Here is a 22,573-nt window from a genome sequence, read left to right as displayed (position 1 = left end):
GTACCTGATCGTCCGGCGTGCTCCCGTGCTATCCCGTCAAGATCTAGCTACGCTGAGTGCGCACTCCCCGATTCGTACGGTGATCCCGTCGGATACGAAGGAGCCCGGATTGCCTGACTCTCGCGCCACCGTCTCGTCCGACGCCTCGCAGGCGGTCGCGGTCGTGCTCGCCACCACCGAGGCGTCCGACCTGCGATGTTCCGCTGGGACGCTCCTCGACAGGCTGACCGGCCAGCTCGCCGCGCTTCCCGTACGGGATGTGCACGTGGTGGCCCGTTCCAGTGACATCATCCACGTGCCGGGCGGCACCCACATGATCGGGACGGAGGGGCCGAAAGGGCTCGCCGACGACCTGCGCAGGGTCGCGAAGGTGGCCCGCTCGTCCGTCGGGCCGGTGCTGGTGGTCGCCGGTGACCTGGTGGCGCACACCGAGGCGCTGGCCATGCTCGTGGAGCACCCGGCCCGCGACACCTGCGCGCTGGTGGGTGGAAAGGACGAGCCGCCGGGGCCGACGCGACCGCCGGTCAGGATCGAGGGCAGGTCGGTGGTGGCCGCGGGCACCTCCTTCCACGAGGTGGGCGAGACCAACGGCACCTTCAGGGGGGCGCTCCAGGTCGGCGTGCCCGACCTCGCGGGCTTCGCCGAGACCACCGAGACGCTCGCCGAGCTCGCCGAGGCGGGCGGCTTCGGCCCGACGGACGGCGGCGAGGCCCCCGGCCTGCTCCTGGTCGGACTCGTCCGCTCCGGCGTCCAGGTGCGCGCGGCGAGGCTGGGCCGCCTCCGCGCCGACCGGATGACCGTGCAGGCGGACGCCGACGTGGCCGTGCCCCGACTGGCCGAGGTCGACGAGAACGAGGCCAGGCTGGACGCCGCGGTCAAGAGCGACGACGGCTTCTTCGCCACGTACGCGGTGAGCTCCTGGTCCAGGCACCTGCTGAAGCCGATCGCCGGACTCGGCCTGACGCCGAACGCGGTCACCGGCATATCCGTCGGTCTCGCCGCGCTCGCGGCGGTCTGGTTCTCCGAGGGCACCAGGCCGGGGCTGATCGCGGGGGCGGTCCTGCTCTACCTGTCGTTCGTGCTCGACTGCGTCGACGGGCAGCTCGCCCGCTACACCCGCACCTTCTCTCCGCTCGGGGCGTGGCTGGACGCCACCTTCGACCGTGTCAAGGAGTACGCCGTCTACCTGGGCCTCGCCGTCGGGTACGCGGCGGGGACGGACGTCGCGGACGGCCCTGACGGCATCTGGGCACTCGCGGTGGCCGCGATGATCCTGCAGATGCTCCGCCACATGATCGACTTCTCGTACGCGGGGGCACGCGCCGACGCGAGCCGGGTGGGCGCGGCCTGGACCAGGGCGGCGGGCTCGCCGGGGAGGGCGGACTCCCTGGGCAGGGCGGCCGCCGCGGACGACGCCTGGCCAGGGGTAGGCAACCCGATCCTCCGGCTCTCGCGGACCATGGAGAAGGCGTCGCCCACCCGCTGGTTCAAGAAGATCATCGTGTTGCCCATCGGGGAACGGATGGCCCTGATCGCGGTGACCGCGGCCTTCTTCAACGCCCGGGTGACCTTCGTCGCGCTGCTGGTCTGGGGCGGGATCGCGGCCCTCTACGTCCTCTCCGGCCGGACCGGCAGGTCACTCAGCCGATGACCGGAGGCCGCGGGCTCGATGACCGGCGAGGGCGGATGTCCCGCCAGACGAGGGACGAATCTGTCCTCAGGTCTCTCCTCACCCGGGACGGATCTCCCGTCAGGCGACCCTCAGGTAAGTGGAAGAAGCAGGTGCGATCATGATTTCTGTGCATATGGCGCCGGTGCCGCGGAGCGCCGTGGTCGCCTACCGGGACGACGGGGTGCTGTCGAGGGGCATGGGCGCCATGGTGGCCGGGCAACTCCCGCCGCTGCCGCCCGCGATCGTCGGGATGTTCGTCACCGGAGTGCTGCTCCTCGTCGGCGTGGCCGGCAGCGACGGGCCCGCGGTGTTCGCCCCCGCGGTGGCGCTGCTGCTGGCCGGTCCCGGCAGCTCCCATCCGCACGACGGCCGGCTCGACTGGCTGGTGCCGCCGATCCTGCGCCTCACCGAGTACGGCTTCGTGGCCTCGGTGGGCTTCGCGCACGACGTGCCGCCGTGGTTGATCTTCATGTTGCTCGGTGCGATGGCCTTCCACCACTACGACGTCGTCTACCGGCTGAGGCAGCGGGTCTACCCGCCCTCCTGGCTGGCCACATCCGGCCTCGGCTGGGACGGCCGGATGCTGCTCATCGCCCTCGGCGGGCTCGCCGGGCAGGTCACGCTGACATTCGCCCTGCTCTCGCTCTACCTGTGGTGCCTCTTCTCCTGGGAAAGTGTCACCTGCTGGCTGGCCGCCCCGAGGTTCGGGGTGGCCGCGGCCGAACTCGGCGCCCACGATTGAGAACGCCCGGCGAACCCTCGATTACACGATCAGGGCGTGAAGGCAACTAATCTTTGGGGCCTAGGAGTGCCCGCCGGGAGGCTCTCACCCGAATGAGGAGTGCACGTTGCTGGGAATGGTGCTGGCCGCCGGGGCCGGACGACGCCTGCGGCCGTACACGGACACGCTGCCCAAGGCGCTTGTGCCGGTCGACGGCGACACCACGATCATGGACATCTCGCTGCGCAACCTCGCGGCGGCCGATCTTCGTGACGTCGTGGTCATCGTCGGCTACCAGGCGCAGGCGGTACACGAGCGCAAGGCCGAGCTGGAGCGGCGGCACGGTGTGAAGCTCACCCTCGTGCACAACGACAAGGCCGAGGAGTGGAACAACGCCTACTCCCTGTGGTGCGCGCGCGACTACTTCGACCAGGGCGTGCTCCTGGTCAACGGTGACACGGTGCACCCCGTCTCGGTGGAGGAGACGCTGCTCTCCGCGCCGGCGACCAGCGACATCCTGCTCGCGGTCGACGACGTCAAGAAGCTCGCCGACGAGGAGATGAAGGTGACCCTCGACGACGACCGCCACCTGCGGCTGATCACCAAGTTGATGGACCCGGCCGCCGCCGCCGGTGAGTACATCGGCGCCACGCTCATCCGTTCCGGCATCGGCGACCGCCTCGCCGACGCCCTCCAGGCCACCTTCGAGCGCGACCCGCAGCTCTACTACGAGGACGGCTACCAGGAGCTCGTCGCCCGCGGTGAGAAGATCGCCGTCGCTCCGATCGGCGACGTCCCGTGGGTCGAGGTAGACAACCACGACGACCTCGCCAAGGCGCGGGAGATCGCGTGCCGATACTAGCCAGGATGCTCCCGGCACCCCTGTCCATGGAGGTGCGCCGGGGCGCCGTCGCCCAGCTCGGCTCGTTGCTGGCCGACAGCAGGGTGGCGACCTCCGGGCGGGTGGCGGTGGCCGTGGGCGCGGGCCAGGGAGACAGGATCGCCTCGGTGATCACTCCCTCGCTCGGCCAGGCCCAGGTCTTCCGGGTGCCCGACGGCTCGGTCGACGCGGCGATCTCGCTCGGCGCCGACCTGCGCAAGGGGGCGTACGAGGCGGTCGTGGGCATCGGTGGCGGCAAGACCATCGACGTGACCAAGTACGCCGCGTCGCTGGCCGGGATCCCGATGGTGGCGGTGGCCACCAACCTGTCGCACGACGGGATCTGCTCGCCGGTGGCCTCGCTCACGCACGACGGAGGCAAGGGCTCCTTCGGCGTCCCCATGCCGCTCGCCATCATGGTCGATCTCGATTTCGTGCACGACGCGCCCGCCTCGCTGGTCAGGTCCGGGGTCGGTGACGTGGTCAGCAACCTCTCGGCGATCGAGGACTGGCAGCTCGGCGCGGGTGAGCGCGGGGAGCCGATCGACGGCCTGGCCTGCGCGATGGCCCGCACCGCGGCGGAGGCGGTGATCGGCAGATCCGACTCGATCGAGTCCGACGCGTTCCTGACCGTGCTGGCCGAGGCGCTTATCCTGTCGGGCATGTCGATGGTGGTCGCCGGATCCTCACGTCCTTCGAGTGGCGGAGATCATGAGATCCTGCATGCCGTGGATCAGCTTTTTCCCGGCACCTCCAACCACGGCGAGCTCGCCGGGATAGGTGCCGCGTTCTGTTTCTTCCTCCGCGAGGACTCACGGAGGCTCAATCAGGTCGTCGACTGCCTGCGCGGGCACGAGCTGCCGGTCACCCCCGCCGATGTGGGGCTGTCTTCGGCCGAGTTCACCGAGGCGGTCGCGCTGGCCCCGGCCACGCGTCCCGGCCGCTATACGATTCTTGAGCACCTGCGCCTGTCGGAGCCGGAGATTCGCGATCGGGTGGAGGATTATGTCCGGGCCGTCGGTCGCTGAGCTCCGTGCGGTGGCCCAGCCGCACACGACCATGGACCGCAACAGCGGCGAGCACTGGGCCGGCTCTCTCTACATGCGCAAGCTGTCGATCTACGTCACCTGGTTCCTCGCCAAGACGCCGATCACGCCCAACCAGACCACCTGGCTGATGATCTTCACCGGCCTGCTGGCCGGAGCGGTGCTCGCGCTGCCCGGACTCTGGGCGGCCGTCCTCGCGGCCCTGCTGGTCCAGCTCTACCTGCTGCTCGACTGCTCCGACGGCGAGCTGGCCCGCTGGACCGGCCGCACCTCCATCACGGGCGTCTATCTCGACCGGGTCGGCCACTACTTCGCCGAGGCCGCGATCCTCATCGGGCTGGGCTTCCGGGCGTCGGAGGTCCTGCCCGACTGGTACACCGTGACGGGGTTCGCCGCCGCGCTCGGCGCGATCCTGATCAAGGCGGAGACCGACCTGGTCGACGTGGCCCGCGCCCGCTCCGGGCTGGTCGCGGCGACCGAGGCCTCGGCCGAGCACTTCCGGTCGCGCGGGCTGGGCGTGGCGCGCAAGGCGGCCGCGGCGCTGAAGTTCCACCGGATCGTGCAGGCGGTCGAGCTGTCACTCCTCATCGTGGTCGCCGCGATCTGGGACGCGATCAACGGAGGACTGGCGGCGACGAGGATCCTCGTGGTGGCCTGCGTGATCGTCGCCGTGCTGCAGATGATCCTGCATCTGATCAGCATTCTGGCGTCCAGGCGGCTTTCATGAGGAACCGGATGGCGTCCCGGCGCGTCGTAGGTGCGAACACACCGCCGTTTGGCGGGTGTTCGTCGGCGGTTCCGATACGCTTGTGCCCCGGTATACCTGGAAACTCCAGCCCTGCCAGAATTCCCGACCCAGCAGACTCGGTGATCATGAAAGTATGCTCCGTACGTGCTCTCGACGCGTCAGGACGATGACCCGTTGAAGATCTCGTGCGTCATCCTCACCATGGGCAACCGTGTCCCCGAACTGGACCGGGCGGTCGAGTCCGCGCTGAACCAGGTCGACGGTGACGTCGAGGTGGTCATCGTCGGCAACGGCGCGGACGTCCCCGAGCTCTCGGCCACCGTGCCCGCGGGGTCCTCGGCCTCGATCAGGAGTGTACGGCTGAACCACAACGCGGGCATTCCCGCGGGCCGTAACCGAGGCGTCGAGGAGTGTTCCGGCGACGTCGTCCTCTTCCTCGACGACGACGGCTGGTACGCCGACACCGGGCTCGTATCCCACCTGCGGGAGCGCTTCTCCACCGAGCACGATCTCGCGGTCGTCTCCTTCCGGGTGAAGGACCCCGAGGGCGGCATCGGCCAGCGCCGTCACGTTCCCCGCCTGCGCGCGGGCGACCCCGAGCGGTCCTCCCCGGTCACCACCTTCCTGGGCGGCGCGTGCGCCATCCGCCGTTCGGCCTTCCTCCAGGTCGGCGGGCTCCCCGAGCGGTTCTTCTACGCCCACGAGGAGACCGACCTGGCGTGGAGGCTCCTCGGCGAGGGATACCGCATCGAGTACGACGCCGAGACGGTCATGTACCACCCGCAGGTCCCCCCGACCCGGCACACCGACTTCTACCGCCTCAACGCCCGCAACCGGGTCTGGCTCGCCCGTCGCAACCTTCCCTGGCCGCTGGCCGGGCTCTATCTCCTCAACTGGATGGTGCTCACCCTCGTCCGCGAGCGCTCCGGGCCCGCCCTGCGCGCGTGGTTCAAGGGCTTCACGGAAGGGCTCCGCGAGCCGGCGGGAGAGCGTCGTCCCATGGGCTGGAACACCGCCTGGCGCATGCTCCGCCTCGGTCGTCCACCGATCGTCTGACCCCCGATCACCAGTGGACGTATACACCCTCGGCGAGGCGTTCGGCGTCGTCACCAGCGGCCGGATCCGCCACGAGCACGAGGCCAGGCTGGACGTCGCCGGGGCCGAGTTCACCGTCGCGGTCGGGCTGTCCAGGCTCGGCCACCGGGTGGGCTGGCTGGGCAAGGTCGGCGGCGACGAGCTGGGAGCGAGGATCCTCACCGTGCTGCGCGGCGAGGGCGTGGACGTCTTCGACGCCCGGGTGGACGAGGGGTCACCGACCGGGATCCTCCTGAAGGAGTCGAGGCTCGGCCAGGCGGCGAGGGTCACCTACTACCGCACCGGCGTCAGGCTGGCCCAGGGGAACGTTCCCGTGGATCGGATCGCGGCCTCCCGCATCCTGCACGTGAGCGGGATCACCGCCGCGCTGAGCGCGCGCGACGCCATGCACGCGGCCGTACGCGCCGCGCGGACCGCCGGGGTCGCGGTCTCGGTGGCGATCGACTACCACGACCAGCTCTGGCCCGACCTGCGCGAGGCGGAGGAGATCCTCAGCGTGCTGGCCTGCTCCGCCGACGTGCTGTTCGTCCGGCAGAGCGAGCTCGACCTGGTCAAGCCCGCTCTCACCGGGGATCGCGAGGTCATCGTGACGCGCGGTGCCCGAGGGGCGAGCGTGCGGGTCGACGGAGTGCGCCACGACGCCGCGAGCCTCTCCGCGCCCGTGGTCGACCCCAACGGCGCGGGGGACGCCTTCGTCGCGGGCTATCTCAGCGCGCTGCTCGAAGGTCTCCACCCGGCCGACCGGCTGCGCAGGGGCGGCCTGCTCGCGGCCTTCGCCTCGTCGGGGCCGAGTGACTGGCAGGGCCTGCCGACGAGGGCCGAACTCCCCCTCCTGGAACTCGACACCTGACCCGCCGATCCGCGCGGCTCTCGCCGTGCGCGGGCGGCCAGGGCCTTTTCGAGGTCCGGTGCCTGATTTCTCGCCGTGCGGGGGCTCCCCGAGCGCTCCGCAGGGAACTCGGCGGCCGGGACGGTCGGGGCCGTCCGGCCGGACCTCTCGCGGGAAGTCTCAGGGCTCCTTGGCCTCGCCGAGGGTCATGGCCAGGTGGGAGATCGTGCTCGTCATCAGGGCGCGTTTGGGCAGACCGAGCTCGCTCAGCTCCTTGGCGATCGGGTGGTTGCCCAGGCGGATGAGAGCGCCCCCGGGACGCGTGCGGACCCCGCGGGGAGAGAGCGACCACGGGATGCGGCGGGTGACGCCGTCCAGATGGCTGTAGGCGTCGAGGGCGGTCATCATCCCGGTGCCCGGCACCGGGACGCCGGGCTTGATCAGCAGGTCCAGCACCAGGCGGCCGTCCTTGCGCAGGACGCACCGTTTGTAGGGGGAGGAGATCCGCAGGTCGATGTCGGCCAGCTCCTTGGGAAAGCCCCAGATGGCGCGGCCCGCCTCCAGGGTGAAGTCCTGGTCGACCGGGAGCCAGTGGACGAACGCCCCGGCGCCGGTGCGGCGCAGCTCGGACAGGTTCGCGCGCAGCCCTCCGCCGGGAACGTGGCCCGCGCCGGGCGGCCTCGCCAGGAAGGCGACGCCGAACTCGTGGTAGCGGCCCAGATCACCGTCGCGGTAGTCGGCGAACACCAGCGTGCACAGGGCCTTGCGGGGTAACACCTCGGCGACGTCCAGGTGCGAGTAGGCGATCACGGCCCGCGCGGCGTCCGCCCGGACCAGGTAGGACGCGCTGCAGACCATGACGTCGCGGACGCGGACCGGCATGGTGACCTCGCGCCCCTGGATCAGATGGCGTGCCATGCCTCCAGTACACCAATCTCCTGGCCGGACGTCACTGGTTTGCCGGCCCATTCCTCAAGCCGCCCGACGAAGGCGCCCGCGTGATCCGGCCAGTTGTGGCGGGCGAGGGCCTCGGCGTGGCCGCGCGCCCCCATCTCGGCCGCCCCTTCCGGGTCGTCCCGCAGCGCCAGCACCGCGCGTACCGTCGCCTCGGCGTCCCCGAAGGGTACGACGACGCCGCACCCGACCCTCTCGACCATGGACGCGGCGGCGGGCAGGGGGGTGCTGACCACGGGAACTCCCCTGGACATGTAGTCGATGATCTTGGCGGGTACGGGCCGGGTGCCGGGTGCGTCGTGCGGGAGCGACAGACCGGCGATCGCCCCCTCGGCCATCCGCAGCGCGTGCCGGTTGGGCACGTAGCCGTACCAGTCGAGCAGGCCCTCCCGCTGCGCGTCCCGCAGCAGCGGCCTGACGCGGACGTCGGCGGAGCCGATCAGGTCGAGCCTGATCCCGTGCGGGAGCAGCCGCCTCGCCGATTCGATCAGCTCGCCCACGCCTCCGGCCTTGGAGAGGTGGCCCACGTGGACCACCCGGTTCCTGCCGGGCGGCGCGGGCGGGCGCGGGGAGACGTAGGCGGTGTCGGGAACGACCTGGTGGGGGCCGGAGAACCGTTCCCGGTAGGAGTCCTCGGCCAGGATCAGGTGCAGGCGGTGCTTCGCGGGAGCCCCGATCCGGCGCGCGAGCGCGGGCAGGGCGCGGCTCAGGTGGCCGGGGAGGGTGAGGCCGACGCCGAGCGCGGCGGTCGCGCCCCAGCCGCCCCAGCCGTCCCCGATGTCCTCGCGCACGTCCAGGACGGTGACGGGACGGCGCCTGGGCAGGCGGAACAGCAGTTCCCTGTCGTGCACGACCAGCAGGTCCGCGCCCTCCACCCCGCGCTTGAGAGCCCCCCGCGCGGCCTTCAGCGCGCGTCTGCGACGGTTGGCGGTCGCCCGGGGCACGTCGATCGCGCGGATACCGGGATCCGGGGTGACGTTGCAGTCGGTGAAGGGGGCGACATAGGTGATCTCATGCCCGGCGTCGAGGAGCGCCCGGATCTGCCGATGCATGATCCGGGCGTCCTCTGGGTGATGAGCGATCGTCGCGACGCATACCCGCATGTCCCGATGTTGAGTGTTCGTTCCGTCATCACCGGATGTGTTGCGTTAATTACCGGGGAACTGAGGCTGAACTCTCCTTGGCGGCGGGTGCGTCCTCGGCCGGTGCGGTGGTAGCGGCGGGGGGAGGGGACGGTCGGCGGTAGAGCCATACGAGTCTGGGTTCGAGCATCCACTTGAAGAGCTTGCGGGTCTCGGGCAGGCACAGCACGATGGCGAGGGCGAGCGAGCTCGACGCGATCGCCGCCACGCCCAGCGGGCCGTACAGCCAGGGGAAGCTCAGCCAGCCCTGGTCCTTGGCGATGACCACCACGACGCCGTGGAGCAGATAGGCGTACAGGGTGCGGGTGCCGAGGTCGGAGAACCAGGTCTCGCCCCGGGGCACCAGCGCGAGCAGCGCCACCGTCATGGCGAGTGCCGCGATCAGCAGGGCGCCTCGCACGCCGAGGCCCAGCCACCAGGACATGTCCATCGCCTTGAAGCTGTAGCGGAAGTAGATCGGGTCGCGCGGGACGTGGGGCGCGATGAGGATCGCCACCCCGGCGGCGCCGAGGAGGACGACCGCTGAGGTGATCTTGACCCAGAGGGGCTTGAGCAGGTCGAAGTGCTCCGGCTTGAGCAGCAGGCCGAGCACGTAGAACGGCAGCAGGCCGAAGAAGCGGTCGATGCTGAAGTCACCGGAGATCTCCGAGAAGCCCGCGACCAGGTAGATGACCACCGCGACCAGCAGGGGCTGTCGCATCCGCGTCCAGATGGGCGTGGAGATCCGCCAGAGGACAAGGGCCACCAGATACCAGTTGAGCCAGGCCGGATCAATGATCGTCAGCGTCCACTTCTGGCCAAGCCCGTAGCGGAGCAGCGCGTAACCGATCTCCACGACGATGTACGGGATCAACAGGGTGTCGACCAGCTTGTTGATCTTCGCGTTGGAGTTCCAGAAGTTGCGCCCCAGATAACCGCTGATCAGCACGAACGCCGGCATGTGGAACGTGTAGATGAACAGGTACGCGGCCTCCGACGAGTGCGCCTTCAGGGTGGGGACGAGCGAGTGGCCCATCACCACCAGGGCGATCAGGACGAACTTCACGTTGTCGAGGTACGGCTCGCGCTTCTTCTTGACCGGAGGGGCCGGGGGCTCCTCCTCGGCGACCGTCTCGCGCTCGCGCTCCGCCCGCAGCTCCTGCTCGGCCTGCGGTCCCTGGTTCCAGAACGAGGGGCCGCCATCCCTCGTGGTGTTCTCCCAGTACGAGGGACCGCCGTCCCTGGCGGTGTTCTCCCAGTACGAGAAGGGGCGCTCACCGGACGGTCGCGGCTCCTGCCGGGGGCTCGGGGCCTCCGCGTTCGGAAACCGCACGGGAGCCTGGGGCTCTCCGGGGAGCCTGGGGCGTCCGGGAAGCTCGGATTCCTCGGGGAACCGGGGCTGCCCCGGAGCGGGCGCCCAGCCGGGAGCCTGAGGGGGCGCGACTCCTGGCGGTGGGGAGGCCGGTGCGGGGACGCGCGGCGTCGTGGGTGGCGGGGCCCAGTCGGGCCGGGGGGACGGCGCACGGGGGGCGCCCTGCGGAGGGGTGGGACCCTCCGCCCACGACGGCGTCTCCTGTGCCCACGGCGACTCCCGCGTCCACGACGGGCCGTCCTGCGCCCAGGCGGGCTCCTCGCGGTCCCACGAGGGGTCCTGGAGGACCGGCTCGGGCGCGAGGGGCTTCGACAGGTCGAGCGGGTCGTGGGAGCCGTGGGCCCCGCCGAACGAAGGGCCGCCGGGACGCTCGCCGAAGTAGGACTCGCCGGGACGGGGCTCGCCGGGGTAGGTCCCGCCGAAGGGGGGTCCGCCCGGGTGGGATTCGCCGACGGGAGGGCCGCTGGGACGGGTCCCGCCGGGGTGGGGCTCGCGATACGCCGGGTAGCCCCCCCACTCGGTGACCTCGCCGGGGCTCTCCTCGCGACCGTCCCCGGCGTCGCGCCGGGACGCCCCGCCGGAGGTGACCGGTCCCGGTGGCTCCGGCCACGAGGGCTGGGATCCACCGGACGCCTGCGCGTGACCGGGCATGGGCCACGGAGCGGACCTCCGGCCCTGCCCGCCGCTGGACCCACCGGAGCCGGGGTCGGAACCGCCGTCGTCCTGGGGGGCAGGCACCTGGAAGGGTCGGATGTCGCTCACGAGGGGGAGGCTCAGCTATCTGTCGGAGACCGGGGGAAGTGTCGGGCAGATCGGCGGGGCGCCCAGGGGAGGGTCGGGGACGCGGGCAGGTGTTCGCCTCGCCGCCTTGACCAACCCTAAACCGACTGTGCGCCCTCTGTCGCACGCATGCACTTTGATTCGGACGGTTCTCGGGTAATCGTGACTGTCCACGGGGTCACGGGCCCGGCCGTGCCCCCTCGGGGTGGCCGGGGTGAGGGGAGGTGTCTCAGCTGCAGGGGTTGGTCTTGCTGTCGACGACCTTGTCCGTGAGGGCGTCGGGGATCTTCGGGAGGGCGCGGACGCCCGGCCAGTCGGCGCCGATGACGAGCTGGATGATCGGCCCGGTCGGAGCCTTGCCCTCCGGGGTGGGCGGGGGCGCCACGGCCGGGACGTACTTCTCGGTGGTGACCGGCTTGACCTTGCCCGCGACCGGGGTCCGCTTGTCGCCGGAGAGTCTGGCGGCCACCGCGTCGCCGTACGAGAGGCCGTCGGCGGCGTCCTTCTTGGCGTAGCGCACCGTGGTGGTGGGCACGTTGGCGGTCGCCGGGCGGGCGTTACCGACGTGGGTGACCACGAACCCCTGGTCGGCCAGCTCGGCGGCGACCTCCCTCGCCCTGTTCGGTGTGTCCGTGCCGTTGAAGACCTGGAGTCTGACCTGCTCGCGCTTGACGGCCGGCTTGGCCTTGGGGTCGGGGGGCGGGGTGACCTCGGTGTCGTTCTTGATCGCGGCGAACAGCTGGTTCGCGTACGGCTGCACCCAGGCGACTCGGTTCGGGTCGTCGGGGTGGGGGCCCCACGGGACGGTGATCAGCTTGACGCCGCTCGCGGTCAGCTTCTGAGCGCTCTGCCCGATCTGGAGCAGGGTGTTGGTGTCCCTGGCCAGTTCCTCGTCCATCCGGACGGATTTGGCGGCGGTGGTGATGAAGTTCAGCATCTTGGCGGGGTCGGTCAGCAGCTCGCTGCTGGTCGCCTTCTTCACCACCTGGCTGAGGAAGACCTGCTGGCGCTTGATGCGGCCGATGTCGCTGCCGTCGCCGTAGTTGCGCAGCCGGACGTAGCCCAGCGCCTTCTCGCCCGCGAGGAGGTGCCAGCCCGCGGGGAGGGTGAGCTTGGACTTCTTGTCGTCGACCGGCTTGGTCAGGCAGATCCTGACGCCGCCGAGAGCGTTCACGATGTTCTTGAAGCCGGTGAAGTCGACCTCGACGAAGTGGTCGATGCGGATGTCGGTGAGCGCCTCGATCGTGGTGATCGTGCAGGTGATGCCGCCCTCGTTGTAGGCGGCATTGATCATTTCGGTGCGGGCCGCGACCGGCGCGCCGGTCTCCGACTTGCAGGGGGGCATCTCGACGACCGAGTCGCGGGGGAAGCTGATGAAGGTCGCCTTGTCGCGGTCGGGGGAGACGTGCATGAGGATGATCGTGTCGGTGCGCTTGCCCGCGTCGGCCATCTTCTGGCCGTACTTCAGGTTGTCGCCCTCGCGGGTGTCGGAGCCCACGATCAGCACGTTGAGGGCGCCCTTCACGGCCGCCGGCCGGTTCTGGCCGAGTTTGCCGCTGAGGTCGACGGTCTGGAACTCGCCGAGGGTGTCCCGGTAGACCTTGTAGCCGCCGAGGGTGCTGAGCACCAGCACTCCGGTCGCCGCGATGCCGGCCCAGGCGCCGATGCTGAGCCGCCGCTGCTTGCGGCCCCGGCCCTTCGGCGCTTTCTCCTGCGGAGTCGGCGGGAGGTCTCCCGGCGGGCTCTGGAGGGGGGCGTCCCCTCTTGAGCGCCGCGATACGCGGTGGCCGGGAGAGGTCGGTTCGCTCCGGCGGTCTCTGACGGCCGCCTGCCGGTGGTCGCTCATGCGATCCTTCCGCTCGGCGGCGTCGTCCGGTGCTCATGCTCGGTCATCGAGCCCAAAGGGTAGATCACGAGATGCGCGCCAGGAGACATGATGATGCGAACTTGGCCAAGACCGCCCCCTGACAACCGCCATGTTTGGATCCGGCGGCCAGCATACTCAAATGCGGACATTGGTAGGAATGTTACTGAAATTAGGTTTACGTACGGCAAGTGCCGCTGCCAGGCAGGCGGCGGGTACGGCCGGCAGGACGTACCGGTAGTCGAACTCCGCCACCGCCGGCGGCAGCACCAGCAGCACCACCGCCACCGACCAGGGCAGCGCCCACGCCGTGGACTCCGGGCGGAAGCGCCGGACACACGCCGCCGCGGGCGGCAGCAGGAGAACCACCAGGACAGCCGCGCCAGGCAGTCCTGCGATTCCCTGATAGGTACGGATCCAGCCCGCGTACGGTTCGACGATCCGGGTGGAGATCTGCCCCCGCTCGTAGCGCTTCGCGGCCTCGGCGCCCACCGTCGCCGGATAGCGCCCCGGCGGCGCGGGCGGTGTCGCGGGGAACCGGTAGTAGTCGTAGATCTCCTGATCCGGGTAGACCGGGCGGCCCACGGTGAACGAGCGGGCCAGTTCCGAGGTGACCGAGCCGAGATAGTCCAGCGGCTGGCTCATGATCGCCAGTGACGCGAACCGCCCGGCCAGCGTGTCGTTCGTCCGGGTGAAGGTGATGCCGGGCAGTTTGACCAGCGGGGAGTCCTGCGCCCAGACGTACTCCTGCGCGGGAGGCCGCAGGTGCGGCGGGCGGGGATCGCAGAGCACCGCCAGGTCGGGCGGCGGGCGCATCACGTCGCAGTCGGCGAAGGTCATCGTCTTGCCGTACAGGAAGACGCCGTTCGCGCCCACGATGCCGATCCGCTGGTACGTCGCGTAGAACCAGGCCCCGTACCCCACGATCGGCAGCGTCGCGGCGGCGATCATCACTCCCGCCGCGAGCACCCGCCCCCGCTCCCTGAAGATCAGCCAGGCCGCGAAGAGCGCCACCAGCGGCAGCCCGACGGTCCTCGTCAGCGTCGCCGCCGCGAGCAGCAGTCCGATCCCGCCCGCCGTACGCCACCCGACGGAGTCGCGCACGGCCAGGCAGGCCGCCGACACGACCAGGACCGCGAACAGGGTGTCGGAGACCAGCAGGTGCTCCAGCTGGATCTGGTAGGCGTCCAGGAGGGAGGGCACCGACGCGAGCGTCGCGGCCCAGCCCGGCGCCCGCAGCCGCCGCGCGGTGAGATAGACCAGCACGCCGATGAGCAGCCCCAGCAGGTGCTGGGCCGCCACGACGACGGCGAACTCGTGGAACGGTTCGAGCAGTCGCATGAACATCGGGTATCCGGCGGGACGGACCAGGTCGGGCCGGGGTTTCAGCGCGGTGACGACGTACGTGTAGGAGTCGGGGAACCAGAGCGCGGGCCGGTAGCCGAGCATGGTGATCACCCGCAGCGCGATCCCCGCACCGAGCACGGCCAGGAACCAGCGGTGGTCGGTCGGCCGGCGGTGACCGGGGAGCCCGCGGCGCTCCGGAAACTCGCGATCGCCCGAGACCCCGCGACCACGCCGCACCCACCCGATCACTCGTCCCCCTCCTCGTACGCTGCGCGTACGCTACCGGCTCTCACCCCGGCTCCGTGCTCGCACCGGCCCTCGTGTTCGCTCTCCCAGGCCCGTCCGGGCCCCTGCCGGGCCCCGTCTGGACCTCGTGCCTGTCCGGCCCCAGTCCGGCCCCGCCGGGATCTTCCCGGCCCCGTCAGGACTCCTGCCCGTCAGGACTTCTACCCCGTCAGGACCCCTGCCCCGTCAGGAACCCCGCACCCGCCCGGACCCGTGTCCGGCCGGGCCCGGCGTGTCCGGCCCCGTTTCCAGCACCGTGTCCGGCCCAGGCCCGGCGTGCCCGGTGCGGGCGGGAAGTGGCACTACGCTCGATTCGAATCATGACCATCGGCTGGCTGGACCGTACGCGCAGGCCCTCGGCGGGCAGGGTGCTCGCCGTGGTCTCCGTCGTGCCCGTGCTCGTCCTGGCGGGCTGGCTGCTGGCAGGACTGCCGCTGCTGCTGCTCGGCTGGTTCCGGCCGCTCGCCGCGGTCCCGCTGGGGCTGGTGGCCATCGCGCTGCTGTGCCGGTACGGCCTGCGCCGCCTGCCGGAGATCGTCGAGGCGACCGCCTGGCAGGTGACCGGGGTGGTCGCCGTCGCCCTCGCCTCCGGGATCTTCAACGGCCTGCTCCACGGCGAGCAGCTGATCGTCCGTCGCGACCCCGCCACCTACGCGCAGTACGGCATCTGGCTGGCCAGGAACGGCTCGCTGCCGGTCCCCTTCCAGGATTGGGCCTTCGGCGGCACCGACCCGGCGCTCCACTTCGACAGCGTGGGCTTCTACGTCTCCGACGGCGCGGTCGTGCCGCAGTTCATGCCGGGCGCGCCGATGCTGCACGTGGTGGGCGCCTGGCTGGGGGACATCGCGGGGTTGCTGCTGGTGCCGCCGGTGCTGGGCGCGGCGGCCGTGCTCGTCCTCGCGGGGGTCGTCGCCCGGCTCGCCGGGGCTCGCTGGGCGCCTCTCGCGGCGCTGGTCTTCGCCGTCTGCCTGCCGATCCTCTACACCTCGCGGACGACCTTCAGCGAGATCCCGTCCCTCGTCCTGCTCTTCGGCGGTCTCGCGCTGCTGTACGACGCCGAGGCGAGGCTCCGCTCCCACACCGTCGGCGTCGGCGACTCACCGCACCGGCTCTCCGACCCCGGCCCCGCCCTTGACCTCAACCCCGGCCCCGGCCTCAACCCCGGCCCCGGCCTCAACCCCGGCCCCGGCCTCAACCCCGGCCCCGGCCTCAACCCCGGCCCCGGCCTCAACCCCGGCCCCGGCCCCGGCCTCAACCCCGGCCCCGGCCTCAACCCCGGCCCCGGCCCCGGCCTCAACCCCGGCCCCGGCCCCGGCCTCAACCCCGGCCCCGGCCCCGGCCTCAACCCCGGCCCCGGCCCCGGCCTCAACCCCGGCCCCGGCCCCGGTCCTGGTCTCGGCCTCGGTGGGCACCCGGCGCGAACGGGCGGTGCCCGGACGGCCGCCGCCCTGGCGGGGCTGGTGTTCGGGCTGGCGGTCCTGATCAGGATCGACGGGCTGCGCGACGTGCTCCCGGTGCTCGTCTACGCCGGGCTGCTCATCGCCCTGAGCCGGGCGGGGAACCACGACGGGGGACGGCTGGGCGTGCCGCTGCTCGGCGGGCTCGCGGCGGGGACCGGGCTGGGTCTGGCCGCCGCCTACCTGCTGTCCAGGCCGTACCTGAAATACCTGTCGGACTCGCTGATCCCGTTGCTCGCCGTCTGCGGCGCGGTCGTGGTCCTCACCGTGGTGGCGGCGGTGCTCGCCCCGTGGCTCGCGGCACCGTTGCGGCGGATGGCCGGGGTCGGGAGACTGCCCGAGATCGCCGCCGGACTGGTGGTGCTGGTCGCGGCGGCCTTCGCCGCCCGGCCGTGGCTGGAGACCGTGATCCGGCCACCCGTCACCTCGGGAGACCGGATGACCGCGCAGTTCATCGAGGGGGTCCAGCAGGTCGAGCGCCTGCCGCTCGACGGCTCCCGGCTCTACTACGAGAACTCGGCGCACTGGGTGATCTGGTACGTCGGGCTCCCCGTGGCGATCATGGCCACCCTCGCCGCGGCCGTGCTCGCGCGCAGGCTCGTCACGGGGACCGCGCCCGGCTGGCTGCTGCCGCTCGCCGTCATCGGCTGGACCACGGTCACCACGCTCTACCGGCCGGGTATCACCCCCGACCACCCGTGGGCCGCCCGGCGGCTCGTCCCCGTCGTCATCCCCGGTCTGATCCTGCTCGCCGTCTGGGGCCTGAGCTGGGCGCGCGACAGGGCGCGGAGGTCGGGGTACGGCCAGGGCGTGCGCAGGGGCCTCGTCGCGGTCGGCGCGGTCCTCTTCCTCGTCCCGCCGGTGATCACCTCGGGGGGGACGGCGTTCAGCCCGGTCGACCGCGGCGAGCTCGCCGCGGTCGAGGCCATGTGCGCCGCCCTCCCGCCCCGCGCCTCGGTGCTCGTCGTCGAGCGTGTCACCGCCGCCCGCTTCACCCAGGTCGTCCGGGGTGTCTGCGGCCTTCCCGCCGCCAGGCTCACCATCTATCGCTCCGACCTTCCCAAGGCCGCCGACGTCGCCCGCCTGGCCGCCCGCGTCCGCTCCGTCGGCCGCACCCCCGTCCTGCTCGCCGCCGAGTCCCGCCAGCTCTCCCGGTACGGCGCCCCCGTCCACATCATGAACCTCCGCACCCGCCAGGACGACCGTTCCCTCATCACCCCGCCCAACGGCACCTGGTCCCTCGCCGCCGACGTCTGGATGACCGTCCCGCGTGCGAACACCGACACGTGAGGGGAAAGCCAGGTCGGTGAGGGCGCGGAGGGGAGCCGAACCGGTCCGGTGGGGCGGCTCAAGGGTGCGCAGGGAAGCCGTCGTAGGAAGGCGATGTGCGCTCGGGGTCTGTCCGGGCAGAGTATCCTCGCCCGTCGAGAGCATGCCCGAGAGCCCGAGAGTGGATCAGCCGTGGACGCAACGCCGTACGTGACCATCGTCCTGCCGTGTTACAACGAGCAGGACCACGTCATCGCCGAGGTCGAGCGCATCTGCGAGGCGATGGACCACAGCGGATACACCTACGAGCTCGTCGCCGTCGACGACTTCTCCACCGACGAGACCCTGGCGAGGCTGAAGGAGGCCGCGCCCAGGTTCCCGAACATGCGGATCAGGGCCTTCCACCGCAACGGCGGCTCCGGCACGGTGCGCAGGATCGGCACGCAGGAGGCGCGTGGCGAGATCGTCGTGTGGACCGACGCCGACATGACGTACCCGAACGAGCGGATCCCCGAGCTCGTCCAGATCCTGGAGAAGGACCCGACGATCGACCAGGTCGTGGGCGCGCGGACCAGCGAGGAGGGCTCGCACAAGTTTCTGCGGGTCCCGGCCAAGTGGTTCATCCGCAAGGTGGCCGAGCGGCTGGCCGGGCAGAAGATCCCCGACCTCAACAGCGGGCTGCGGGCGTTCCGCAAGTCGGTCGCCAAGCCCTATCTGCGGCTGCTGCCCCCCGGCTTCTCCTGCGTCACGACGATCACGCTGTCGTTCCTGTCGAACCAGCACGACGTCTACTACCTGCCGATCGGCTACAGCAAGCGGGCCGGCAAGTCCAAGTTCAGCTTCGTCTCCGACGCCTACCGCTACATCCTGCAGGTGCTGCGGATGGTGATGTACTTCAACCCGCTCAAGGTCCTCATGCCGCCCGCGCTCTGGCTGGTCGGCATCGGCCTGGTCAAGGGCGTCGTCGACATCGTCCGCTACGGGTTCTACCTGACCAGCAACACCATCGTGATCTTCCTGTCCGGCCTGCTCATCGGCTCGCTGGCGCTGCTGGCCGACCTCATCGTGCGCTCCAGGAGCGAGTAGATGCGGATCGCCGTCATCGGGCCGACGTACCCCTACAAGGGCGGCGGGGCCGCGCACACCACCGAGCTGGCACACCGGCTGCGGGCCGCGGGGCACGACGTGGTGATCGAGTCGTGGCGGGCGCAGTACCCCTCCTTCCTGTATCCGGGGCGGCAGACCGTCGACACGCCCGACGGCGAGCCGTTCCCGCACGTCCTGCGCGACCTCGACTGGCGCCGCCCGGACGGCTGGGTCCGCGCCGGGCGGCGGCTCAGGAGCGCAGACCTTGTCGTCCTCGTCGTCCTCAGCCCGGTGCAGGTCCCGCCCTACCTGGGCATCCTGTACGGCCTGGGCCGCAGGACCCGGGTCGTGGCGCTCTGCCACAACGTCCTGCCGCACGAGCGCAAGCCGTACGACACACCGCTGATGAAGGCGCTGCTGCGCCGGGTGGACACGGTGCTCGTCCACTCGGAGGGGCAGGCGGGCAAGGCCCGCGACCTGGCGGCCACGCCCGTGCGGGTGGCCGAGATGGCGCCGCACCTCCCGTCGGGGACCGACCGGTGCGGCCCGGCGGAGGGTGTGCACGACAGGCTGCTGTTCTTCGGGCTCGTCAGGCCGTACAAGGGGCTTGACCTGCTGGTCCGCGCGCTGCCCGACGGGGTGTCACTGCGGGTCGCCGGGGAGTTCTGGGGCGGCCTCGAGGAGACGACCAGGACGCTCGCCGCCGAGCTGGGGCTGGACGGGCGGGTGGAGCTGCGGCCGGGATACGTGGCCTCGGCCGACCTGCCGGGGCTGTTCGCGGACGTGGACGCGCTCGTCCTGCCCTACCGGAGCGGGACGGCGAGCCAGCAGGTGTGGCTCGGCCACGAGCACGGGGTGCCGGTCATCGCCAGCAGGGTGGGCACGCTCGGCGACCACGTCACCGACGGGGTGGACGGGCTGCTGGTCGAACCGGGCTCGGTGGAGGGGCTGCGTGCCGCGCTGACCGCGTTCTACCGGCCCGGCGAGCCCGAGCGGCTCCGCGCGGGGGTCAAGGCCGTCGACCCCGAGCCTTACTGGACCTCCTACGTCGAGGCGCTGGTCTCGGACGCCGCTCCGGACGCGGACCCGGGTTCCTCGCGCTGACCCTCGGGACGGGAGAGGCGTCCCCACAGGAAGCCGATCCCGGCCCAGCTCAGGTCGGCGAGGGTGAACATCACCCTCGACACCACCGCGGCCACCAGCGCCCTGGGGGAGTCGAGCACCGGTGCCAGGGCGAGCACCAGCGCCCCTTCGCGGACGCCGATCCCGGCGGGGACGATCACCGTGACGATGCCCGTCGCCCAGGCCAGCGCGTAGGCGCCGACCGCCACCGGATAGAGGGAGTCGCCCCAGGCGCCCAGGTCGGCCATGGGGAGCAGCAGGTGGGCGCCGTACACCACCCAGCCGGTGACCGTGAGGGCGACCGCGAGGAGCACGGCCCCGCCGCTGAGCAGCCGGCCCTGGCCGAGGGGCTCCTGGCGGGCGATCCGCAGGGCCAGGTTGAGCCCGAACGTGAGCACGGCCGGGTGCAGGCAGACGGCGATCACGGGGACCAGCGCCAGCAGGTACCACGCCTGTGTCATGGTCTCGCGCAGGGTGACCGCCGCGACGAGGAGGGCGCAGCCCAGGGAGATCAGCAGGGCGAGGGAGACGGAACCGAACATGCGCCGGGGCGGGACGTCGTGGTCGCGGCCGAGCTCCATCATCGCGGCGTACGCCCAGACGCTGCCCGGCACGTACTTGCCGAGCTGGCCGACGAAGAACACCCTCGCGGTGCTTCCGAGGGGGAGCGGCGAGCCCATCCCGGCCAGCACCGTCCGCCAGGCCAGCACCATGACGCCGATCCCGGCCATCACCGAGAGGTAGGAGCCGCCGAGGGACCACCACGACAGCTGGGAGATCGCGGCCGTCGTCTCCTCGCGGTTCCTGACCAGGCCGTACCCGAGGAAGCCCACCGCGACCAGCGCGAGCAGCACCCGGAGGAGGCGGCTTGACCGCAGTCGGCTGAGCATCCGCCAAGGGTACGACGGCCTCCTTACCCGACGGTAGGGTCGCGGGTCACCGGTACTCTTGGGCGGCGTCGTGCGAAGTCGCGGAGTCGCGTGGAGGGGAAGAAGAGGAGCGGTGAGCGAGTGATGAGCGCCGAGCGGGTCGCCCAGCTTGAGTACTCCGAGTTCCAGGCGGCGATGCTGGACGAGGAGAAGCGCCGCAGGAAGGCCGCGAAGATCGTCGCTGTGCTCGGGCACTTCCTCGGCAGGGACACCGACGTCCTCGCCGGTCTGACGGTCGCCGACATCGGCTGTTCGGCGGGCTTCATCGCCGACGAGCTGGCCTCGGCGGGCGCGAGCCACACGTTCGGCGTCGACATCGACGTGCCGGGCCTGCGCAGGGCGTCCCAGAGGTTCGGCGAGCGGGTCGAGTTCGTGTGCGCGGACGGCACCGCGCTGCCCTTCCCCGACGGCTCGATCGACGTGCTGGTCTTCAACCACATCTACGAGCACGTGGTCGACCCTGACGCGATCATGGCCGAGATGCGCCGGGTGCTCTCCGAGGACGGCGTCCTCTACCTGGGGCTGGGCAATCGGCTCGGGGTGATGGAGCCGCACTACAAGCTGCCGTTCCTGTCCTACCTGCCGCCCGCGCTCGCCGACCGCTATGTGCGGCTCTTCGGCCGGGCCGACAGCTACTACGAGCGCTACCGCACCAGACGGGGCCTGCGGAAGATGGTGCGCGGCCTGCGGGTGTGGGACTACACCTTCCCCGTGCTCGTCACCCCGGCCTCGTTCGCCGGGAACGAGCTCTTCCCCGGCGTGGTGGGACGGGTCGCGGGCGGGGTGCTGTCGAGGCTGCCCCGCCCGGTGCTGCGGGCGCTGCTGCCGGTGGTGCCCACCTACCTGTGGGTGGCGACCAGGGGCGACCGCCGCCCGGCCGGTTCCTCCCTGCCCCGGCCGCCTGAGCCGGTGCGCCCCCTGTGAGCTCCTCGCGGGCCCGCCGCGGGTCCTTCCCGCTGCGGGCCGCCGCTGTGACCCCGGCGGGGCTCTCGTGACCGCGGGTGCCGGATCCGGCAGGTCCACCCTGAGGCGGGTGGCCCGCGTCGCCTTCCTGCTCGTCGCGCTCGGGTTCGGCGCGTGGGTGGTGGTGGACCAGTGGGAGGAGATCCGCGCGGGGTTCGCCCGGCTGTCGTGGACGTCCCTCGCGCTGTCGCTCGTCGCGGTGCTCGCCGCGCTGTGCGGCGGGATGATGACGTGGCGGGCGCTGCTGGCCGACCTGGGCTCGCCGCTGCCCCTGCGCGCGGGGGCGAAGGTCTTCTTCGTGGGCCAGCTGGGCAAGTACATCCCCGGCTCGCTGTGGCCGGTGATCGCCCAGATGGAGATGGGCAAAGAGCTGGGTGTGCCCCGGTCGCGGAGCGCGGCGGCGTTCTTCCTGACGCTGCCGGTGCAGCTCGGCAGCGGGCTCGTGGTCTCGGGGGTGACCCTGCTGGCGGCGATGCCGGGGGCCGTGGCGCCGTACGCGTGGGCGTTCCTGCTCATCCCGGTGCTCGCGGTGGCCTTCGAGCCGAGGGTGGTGAACGCGGTTCTCGGGTTCGGGCTGCGGAAGCTGGGGCGCGAGCCGCTGGAGCGCCCGCTCACCCGCAGGGGCATGCTCACCGCGCTGGGCTGGGCGCTGCTCGGCTGGATCGCGTACGGGCTGCACCTGGCGGCGATCGTCCACGACCTCGGGTCCTTCGGTCTTTCCGCGGTCCTGTTCTCGATCGGCGCGTTCGCGCTCTCGTGGTGTCTGGGGATCATGACCTTCGTCGTCCCGGCGGGGGCGGGGGTGCGCGAGGTGGCGATGGTGGCCGTTCTGGCGCCGGTCCTGGACCGGGGATCGGCGATCACGGTGGCGCTCTGCTCCCGGATCGTGATCATTCTCGGAGACCTTCTCTGCGCGGGTCTCGCCGGTCTGACCGCGCGCCGCGCCGAGGGCTCCCGCAAGGACCGCGCTTCGGGAAAAGCAGTGTGATTTCCCCCACGGTTTCAGAGACTCTGGCAATAGAGTAAACAAGAG

Annotated in this window: 18 protein-coding genes; 12 read left to right on the top strand and 6 right to left on the bottom strand. The window is 71.5% G+C overall.

Going from position 1 to position 22,573, the window contains the following annotated elements; genetic code table 11:
• Positions 1 to 109: 109 nt before the first annotated feature.
• The 7 genes from ABZ664_RS03560 (at position 110) to ABZ664_RS03530 (ending at position 7,012) form a co-directional block, all read left to right on the top strand.
• Positions 110 to 1,651, top strand: a complete 1,542-nt coding sequence (locus ABZ664_RS03560) for a CDP-alcohol phosphatidyltransferase family protein (RefSeq protein ID WP_362502375.1) — start codon at positions 110 to 112, stop codon at positions 1,649 to 1,651.
• Positions 1,652 to 1,790: 139 nt separating this feature from the next.
• The gene (locus ABZ664_RS03555) at positions 1,791 to 2,414 is read left to right on the top strand and encodes a DUF5941 domain-containing protein (protein WP_362502372.1); all 624 of its coding nucleotides are present in this window, start codon (positions 1,791 to 1,793) and stop codon (positions 2,412 to 2,414) included.
• 106 nt (positions 2,415 to 2,520) lie between these two features.
• A complete protein-coding gene (locus ABZ664_RS03550; protein ID WP_350946451.1) occupies positions 2,521 to 3,255 on the top strand; it encodes a phosphocholine cytidylyltransferase family protein in 735 nt (244 codons plus the stop codon).
• 5 nt (positions 3,256 to 3,260) lie between these two features.
• A complete protein-coding gene (locus tag ABZ664_RS03545; RefSeq protein ID WP_362502369.1) occupies positions 3,261 to 4,301 on the top strand; it encodes an iron-containing alcohol dehydrogenase family protein in 1,041 nt (346 codons plus the stop codon).
• On the top strand, positions 4,279 to 5,046 hold the full coding sequence (locus tag ABZ664_RS03540; RefSeq protein ID WP_362502366.1) for a CDP-alcohol phosphatidyltransferase family protein: 768 nt from the start codon (positions 4,279 to 4,281) through the stop codon (positions 5,044 to 5,046). Before ABZ664_RS03545 ends, ABZ664_RS03540 begins: the two co-directional genes overlap by 23 nt.
• A gap of 195 nt (positions 5,047 to 5,241) precedes the next feature.
• Entirely contained in the window at positions 5,242 to 6,123 is an 882-nt protein-coding gene (locus ABZ664_RS03535) for a glycosyltransferase (protein ID WP_362503899.1), read from the top strand.
• 13 nt (positions 6,124 to 6,136) lie between these two features.
• Positions 6,137 to 7,012, top strand: a complete 876-nt coding sequence (locus ABZ664_RS03530) for a sugar kinase (protein WP_362502363.1) — start codon at positions 6,137 to 6,139, stop codon at positions 7,010 to 7,012.
• A 159-nt stretch (positions 7,013 to 7,171) separates the two neighbouring features.
• Here ABZ664_RS03530 and ABZ664_RS03525 read toward each other — a convergent pair whose 3' ends face one another.
• The 5 genes from ABZ664_RS03525 to ABZ664_RS03505 form a co-directional block, all read right to left on the bottom strand.
• Positions 7,172 to 7,909, bottom strand: coding sequence for an acetoacetate decarboxylase family protein (locus tag ABZ664_RS03525; protein WP_350946455.1), 738 nt, complete (start codon positions 7,907 to 7,909; stop codon positions 7,172 to 7,174).
• On the bottom strand, positions 7,894 to 8,997 hold the full coding sequence (locus ABZ664_RS03520) for a glycosyltransferase (RefSeq protein WP_362502359.1): 1,104 nt from the start codon (positions 8,995 to 8,997) through the stop codon (positions 7,894 to 7,896). The genes ABZ664_RS03525 and ABZ664_RS03520 overlap by 16 nt, the downstream gene beginning before the upstream one ends.
• 100 nt (positions 8,998 to 9,097) lie before the next feature.
• Positions 9,098 to 11,200: an acyltransferase family protein gene (locus ABZ664_RS03515; RefSeq protein ID WP_362502356.1), complete on the bottom strand. Its 2,103-nt coding sequence runs from the start codon at positions 11,198 to 11,200 to the stop codon at positions 9,098 to 9,100.
• A 247-nt stretch (positions 11,201 to 11,447) separates the two neighbouring features.
• Positions 11,448 to 13,064 carry an LCP family protein gene (locus ABZ664_RS03510; RefSeq protein WP_362502353.1) on the bottom strand — a complete coding sequence of 539 codons (1,617 nt, stop codon included), beginning with the start codon at positions 13,062 to 13,064 and terminating at the stop codon, positions 11,448 to 11,450.
• A gap of 156 nt (positions 13,065 to 13,220) precedes the next feature.
• Entirely contained in the window at positions 13,221 to 14,678 is a 1,458-nt protein-coding gene (locus tag ABZ664_RS03505; protein ID WP_362502350.1) for a hypothetical protein, read from the bottom strand.
• Positions 14,679 to 15,034: 356 nt separating this feature from the next.
• On the opposite strand from ABZ664_RS03505, the gene ABZ664_RS03500 reads away from it, so the two are divergent.
• The 3 genes from ABZ664_RS03500 to ABZ664_RS03490 all read left to right on the top strand — a co-directional run bounded on the left by ABZ664_RS03500 (position 15,035) and on the right by ABZ664_RS03490 (position 19,630).
• A complete protein-coding gene (locus ABZ664_RS03500) occupies positions 15,035 to 17,461 on the top strand; it encodes a hypothetical protein (RefSeq protein ID WP_362502347.1) in 2,427 nt (808 codons plus the stop codon).
• 171 nt (positions 17,462 to 17,632) lie between these two features.
• Positions 17,633 to 18,526: a glycosyltransferase family 2 protein gene (locus ABZ664_RS03495; RefSeq protein ID WP_350946463.1), complete on the top strand. Its 894-nt coding sequence runs from the start codon at positions 17,633 to 17,635 to the stop codon at positions 18,524 to 18,526.
• The gene (locus tag ABZ664_RS03490; protein ID WP_362502343.1) at positions 18,527 to 19,630 is read left to right on the top strand and encodes a glycosyltransferase family 4 protein; all 1,104 of its coding nucleotides are present in this window, start codon (positions 18,527 to 18,529) and stop codon (positions 19,628 to 19,630) included.
• On the opposite strand, the gene ABZ664_RS03485 is transcribed toward ABZ664_RS03490, so the two are convergent.
• Entirely contained in the window at positions 19,570 to 20,538 is a 969-nt protein-coding gene (locus ABZ664_RS03485) for a lysylphosphatidylglycerol synthase domain-containing protein (RefSeq protein WP_362502340.1), read from the bottom strand. The genes ABZ664_RS03490 and ABZ664_RS03485 overlap by 61 nt on opposite strands.
• A 123-nt stretch (positions 20,539 to 20,661) precedes the next feature.
• Between ABZ664_RS03485 and ABZ664_RS03480 the strand changes: the two genes are divergently transcribed.
• On the top strand, positions 20,662 to 21,501 hold the full coding sequence (locus ABZ664_RS03480) for a class I SAM-dependent methyltransferase (RefSeq protein WP_362502337.1): 840 nt from the start codon (positions 20,662 to 20,664) through the stop codon (positions 21,499 to 21,501).
• A 109-nt stretch (positions 21,502 to 21,610) separates the two neighbouring features.
• Positions 21,611 to 22,528, top strand: a complete 918-nt coding sequence (locus ABZ664_RS03475; protein WP_362502334.1) for a lysylphosphatidylglycerol synthase transmembrane domain-containing protein — start codon at positions 21,611 to 21,613, stop codon at positions 22,526 to 22,528.
• The last annotated feature ends 45 nt before the right edge of the window (positions 22,529 to 22,573 follow it).

It is taken from the genome of Streptosporangium sp. NPDC006930 (assembly GCF_040635605.1).
GTDB lineage: Bacteria > Actinomycetota > Actinomycetes > Streptosporangiales > Streptosporangiaceae > Streptosporangium.
The sequence above is the reverse complement of the archived record's forward strand: the minus strand, read 5'-3'. Positions and strand labels throughout refer to the sequence as shown.

Bases quoted from the DNA above. Each gene is read 5' to 3' on its own strand.
- ABZ664_RS03555 (WP_362502372.1), top strand. From the start codon at position 1,791: ATGATTTCTGTGCATATGGCGCCGGTGCCGCGGAGCGCCGTGGTCGCC.
- ABZ664_RS03545 (WP_362502369.1), top strand. From the start codon at position 3,261: ATGCTCCCGGCACCCCTGTCCATGGAGGTGCGCCGGGGCGCCGTCGCC.
- ABZ664_RS03540 (WP_362502366.1), top strand. From the start codon at position 4,279: ATGTCCGGGCCGTCGGTCGCTGAGCTCCGTGCGGTGGCCCAGCCGCAC.
- ABZ664_RS03525 (WP_350946455.1), bottom strand. From the start codon at position 7,909: ATGGCACGCCATCTGATCCAGGGGCGCGAGGTCACCATGCCGGTCCGC.
- ABZ664_RS03520 (WP_362502359.1), bottom strand. From the start codon at position 8,997: ATGCATCGGCAGATCCGGGCGCTCCTCGACGCCGGGCATGAGATCACC.
- ABZ664_RS03510 (WP_362502353.1), bottom strand. From the start codon at position 13,064: ATGAGCGACCACCGGCAGGCGGCCGTCAGAGACCGCCGGAGCGAACCG.
- ABZ664_RS03500 (WP_362502347.1), top strand. From the start codon at position 15,035: ATGACCATCGGCTGGCTGGACCGTACGCGCAGGCCCTCGGCGGGCAGG.
- ABZ664_RS03490 (WP_362502343.1), top strand. From the start codon at position 18,527: ATGCGGATCGCCGTCATCGGGCCGACGTACCCCTACAAGGGCGGCGGG.
- ABZ664_RS03485 (WP_362502340.1), bottom strand. From the start codon at position 20,538: ATGCTCAGCCGACTGCGGTCAAGCCGCCTCCTCCGGGTGCTGCTCGCG.
- ABZ664_RS03480 (WP_362502337.1), top strand. From the start codon at position 20,662: ATGAGCGCCGAGCGGGTCGCCCAGCTTGAGTACTCCGAGTTCCAGGCG.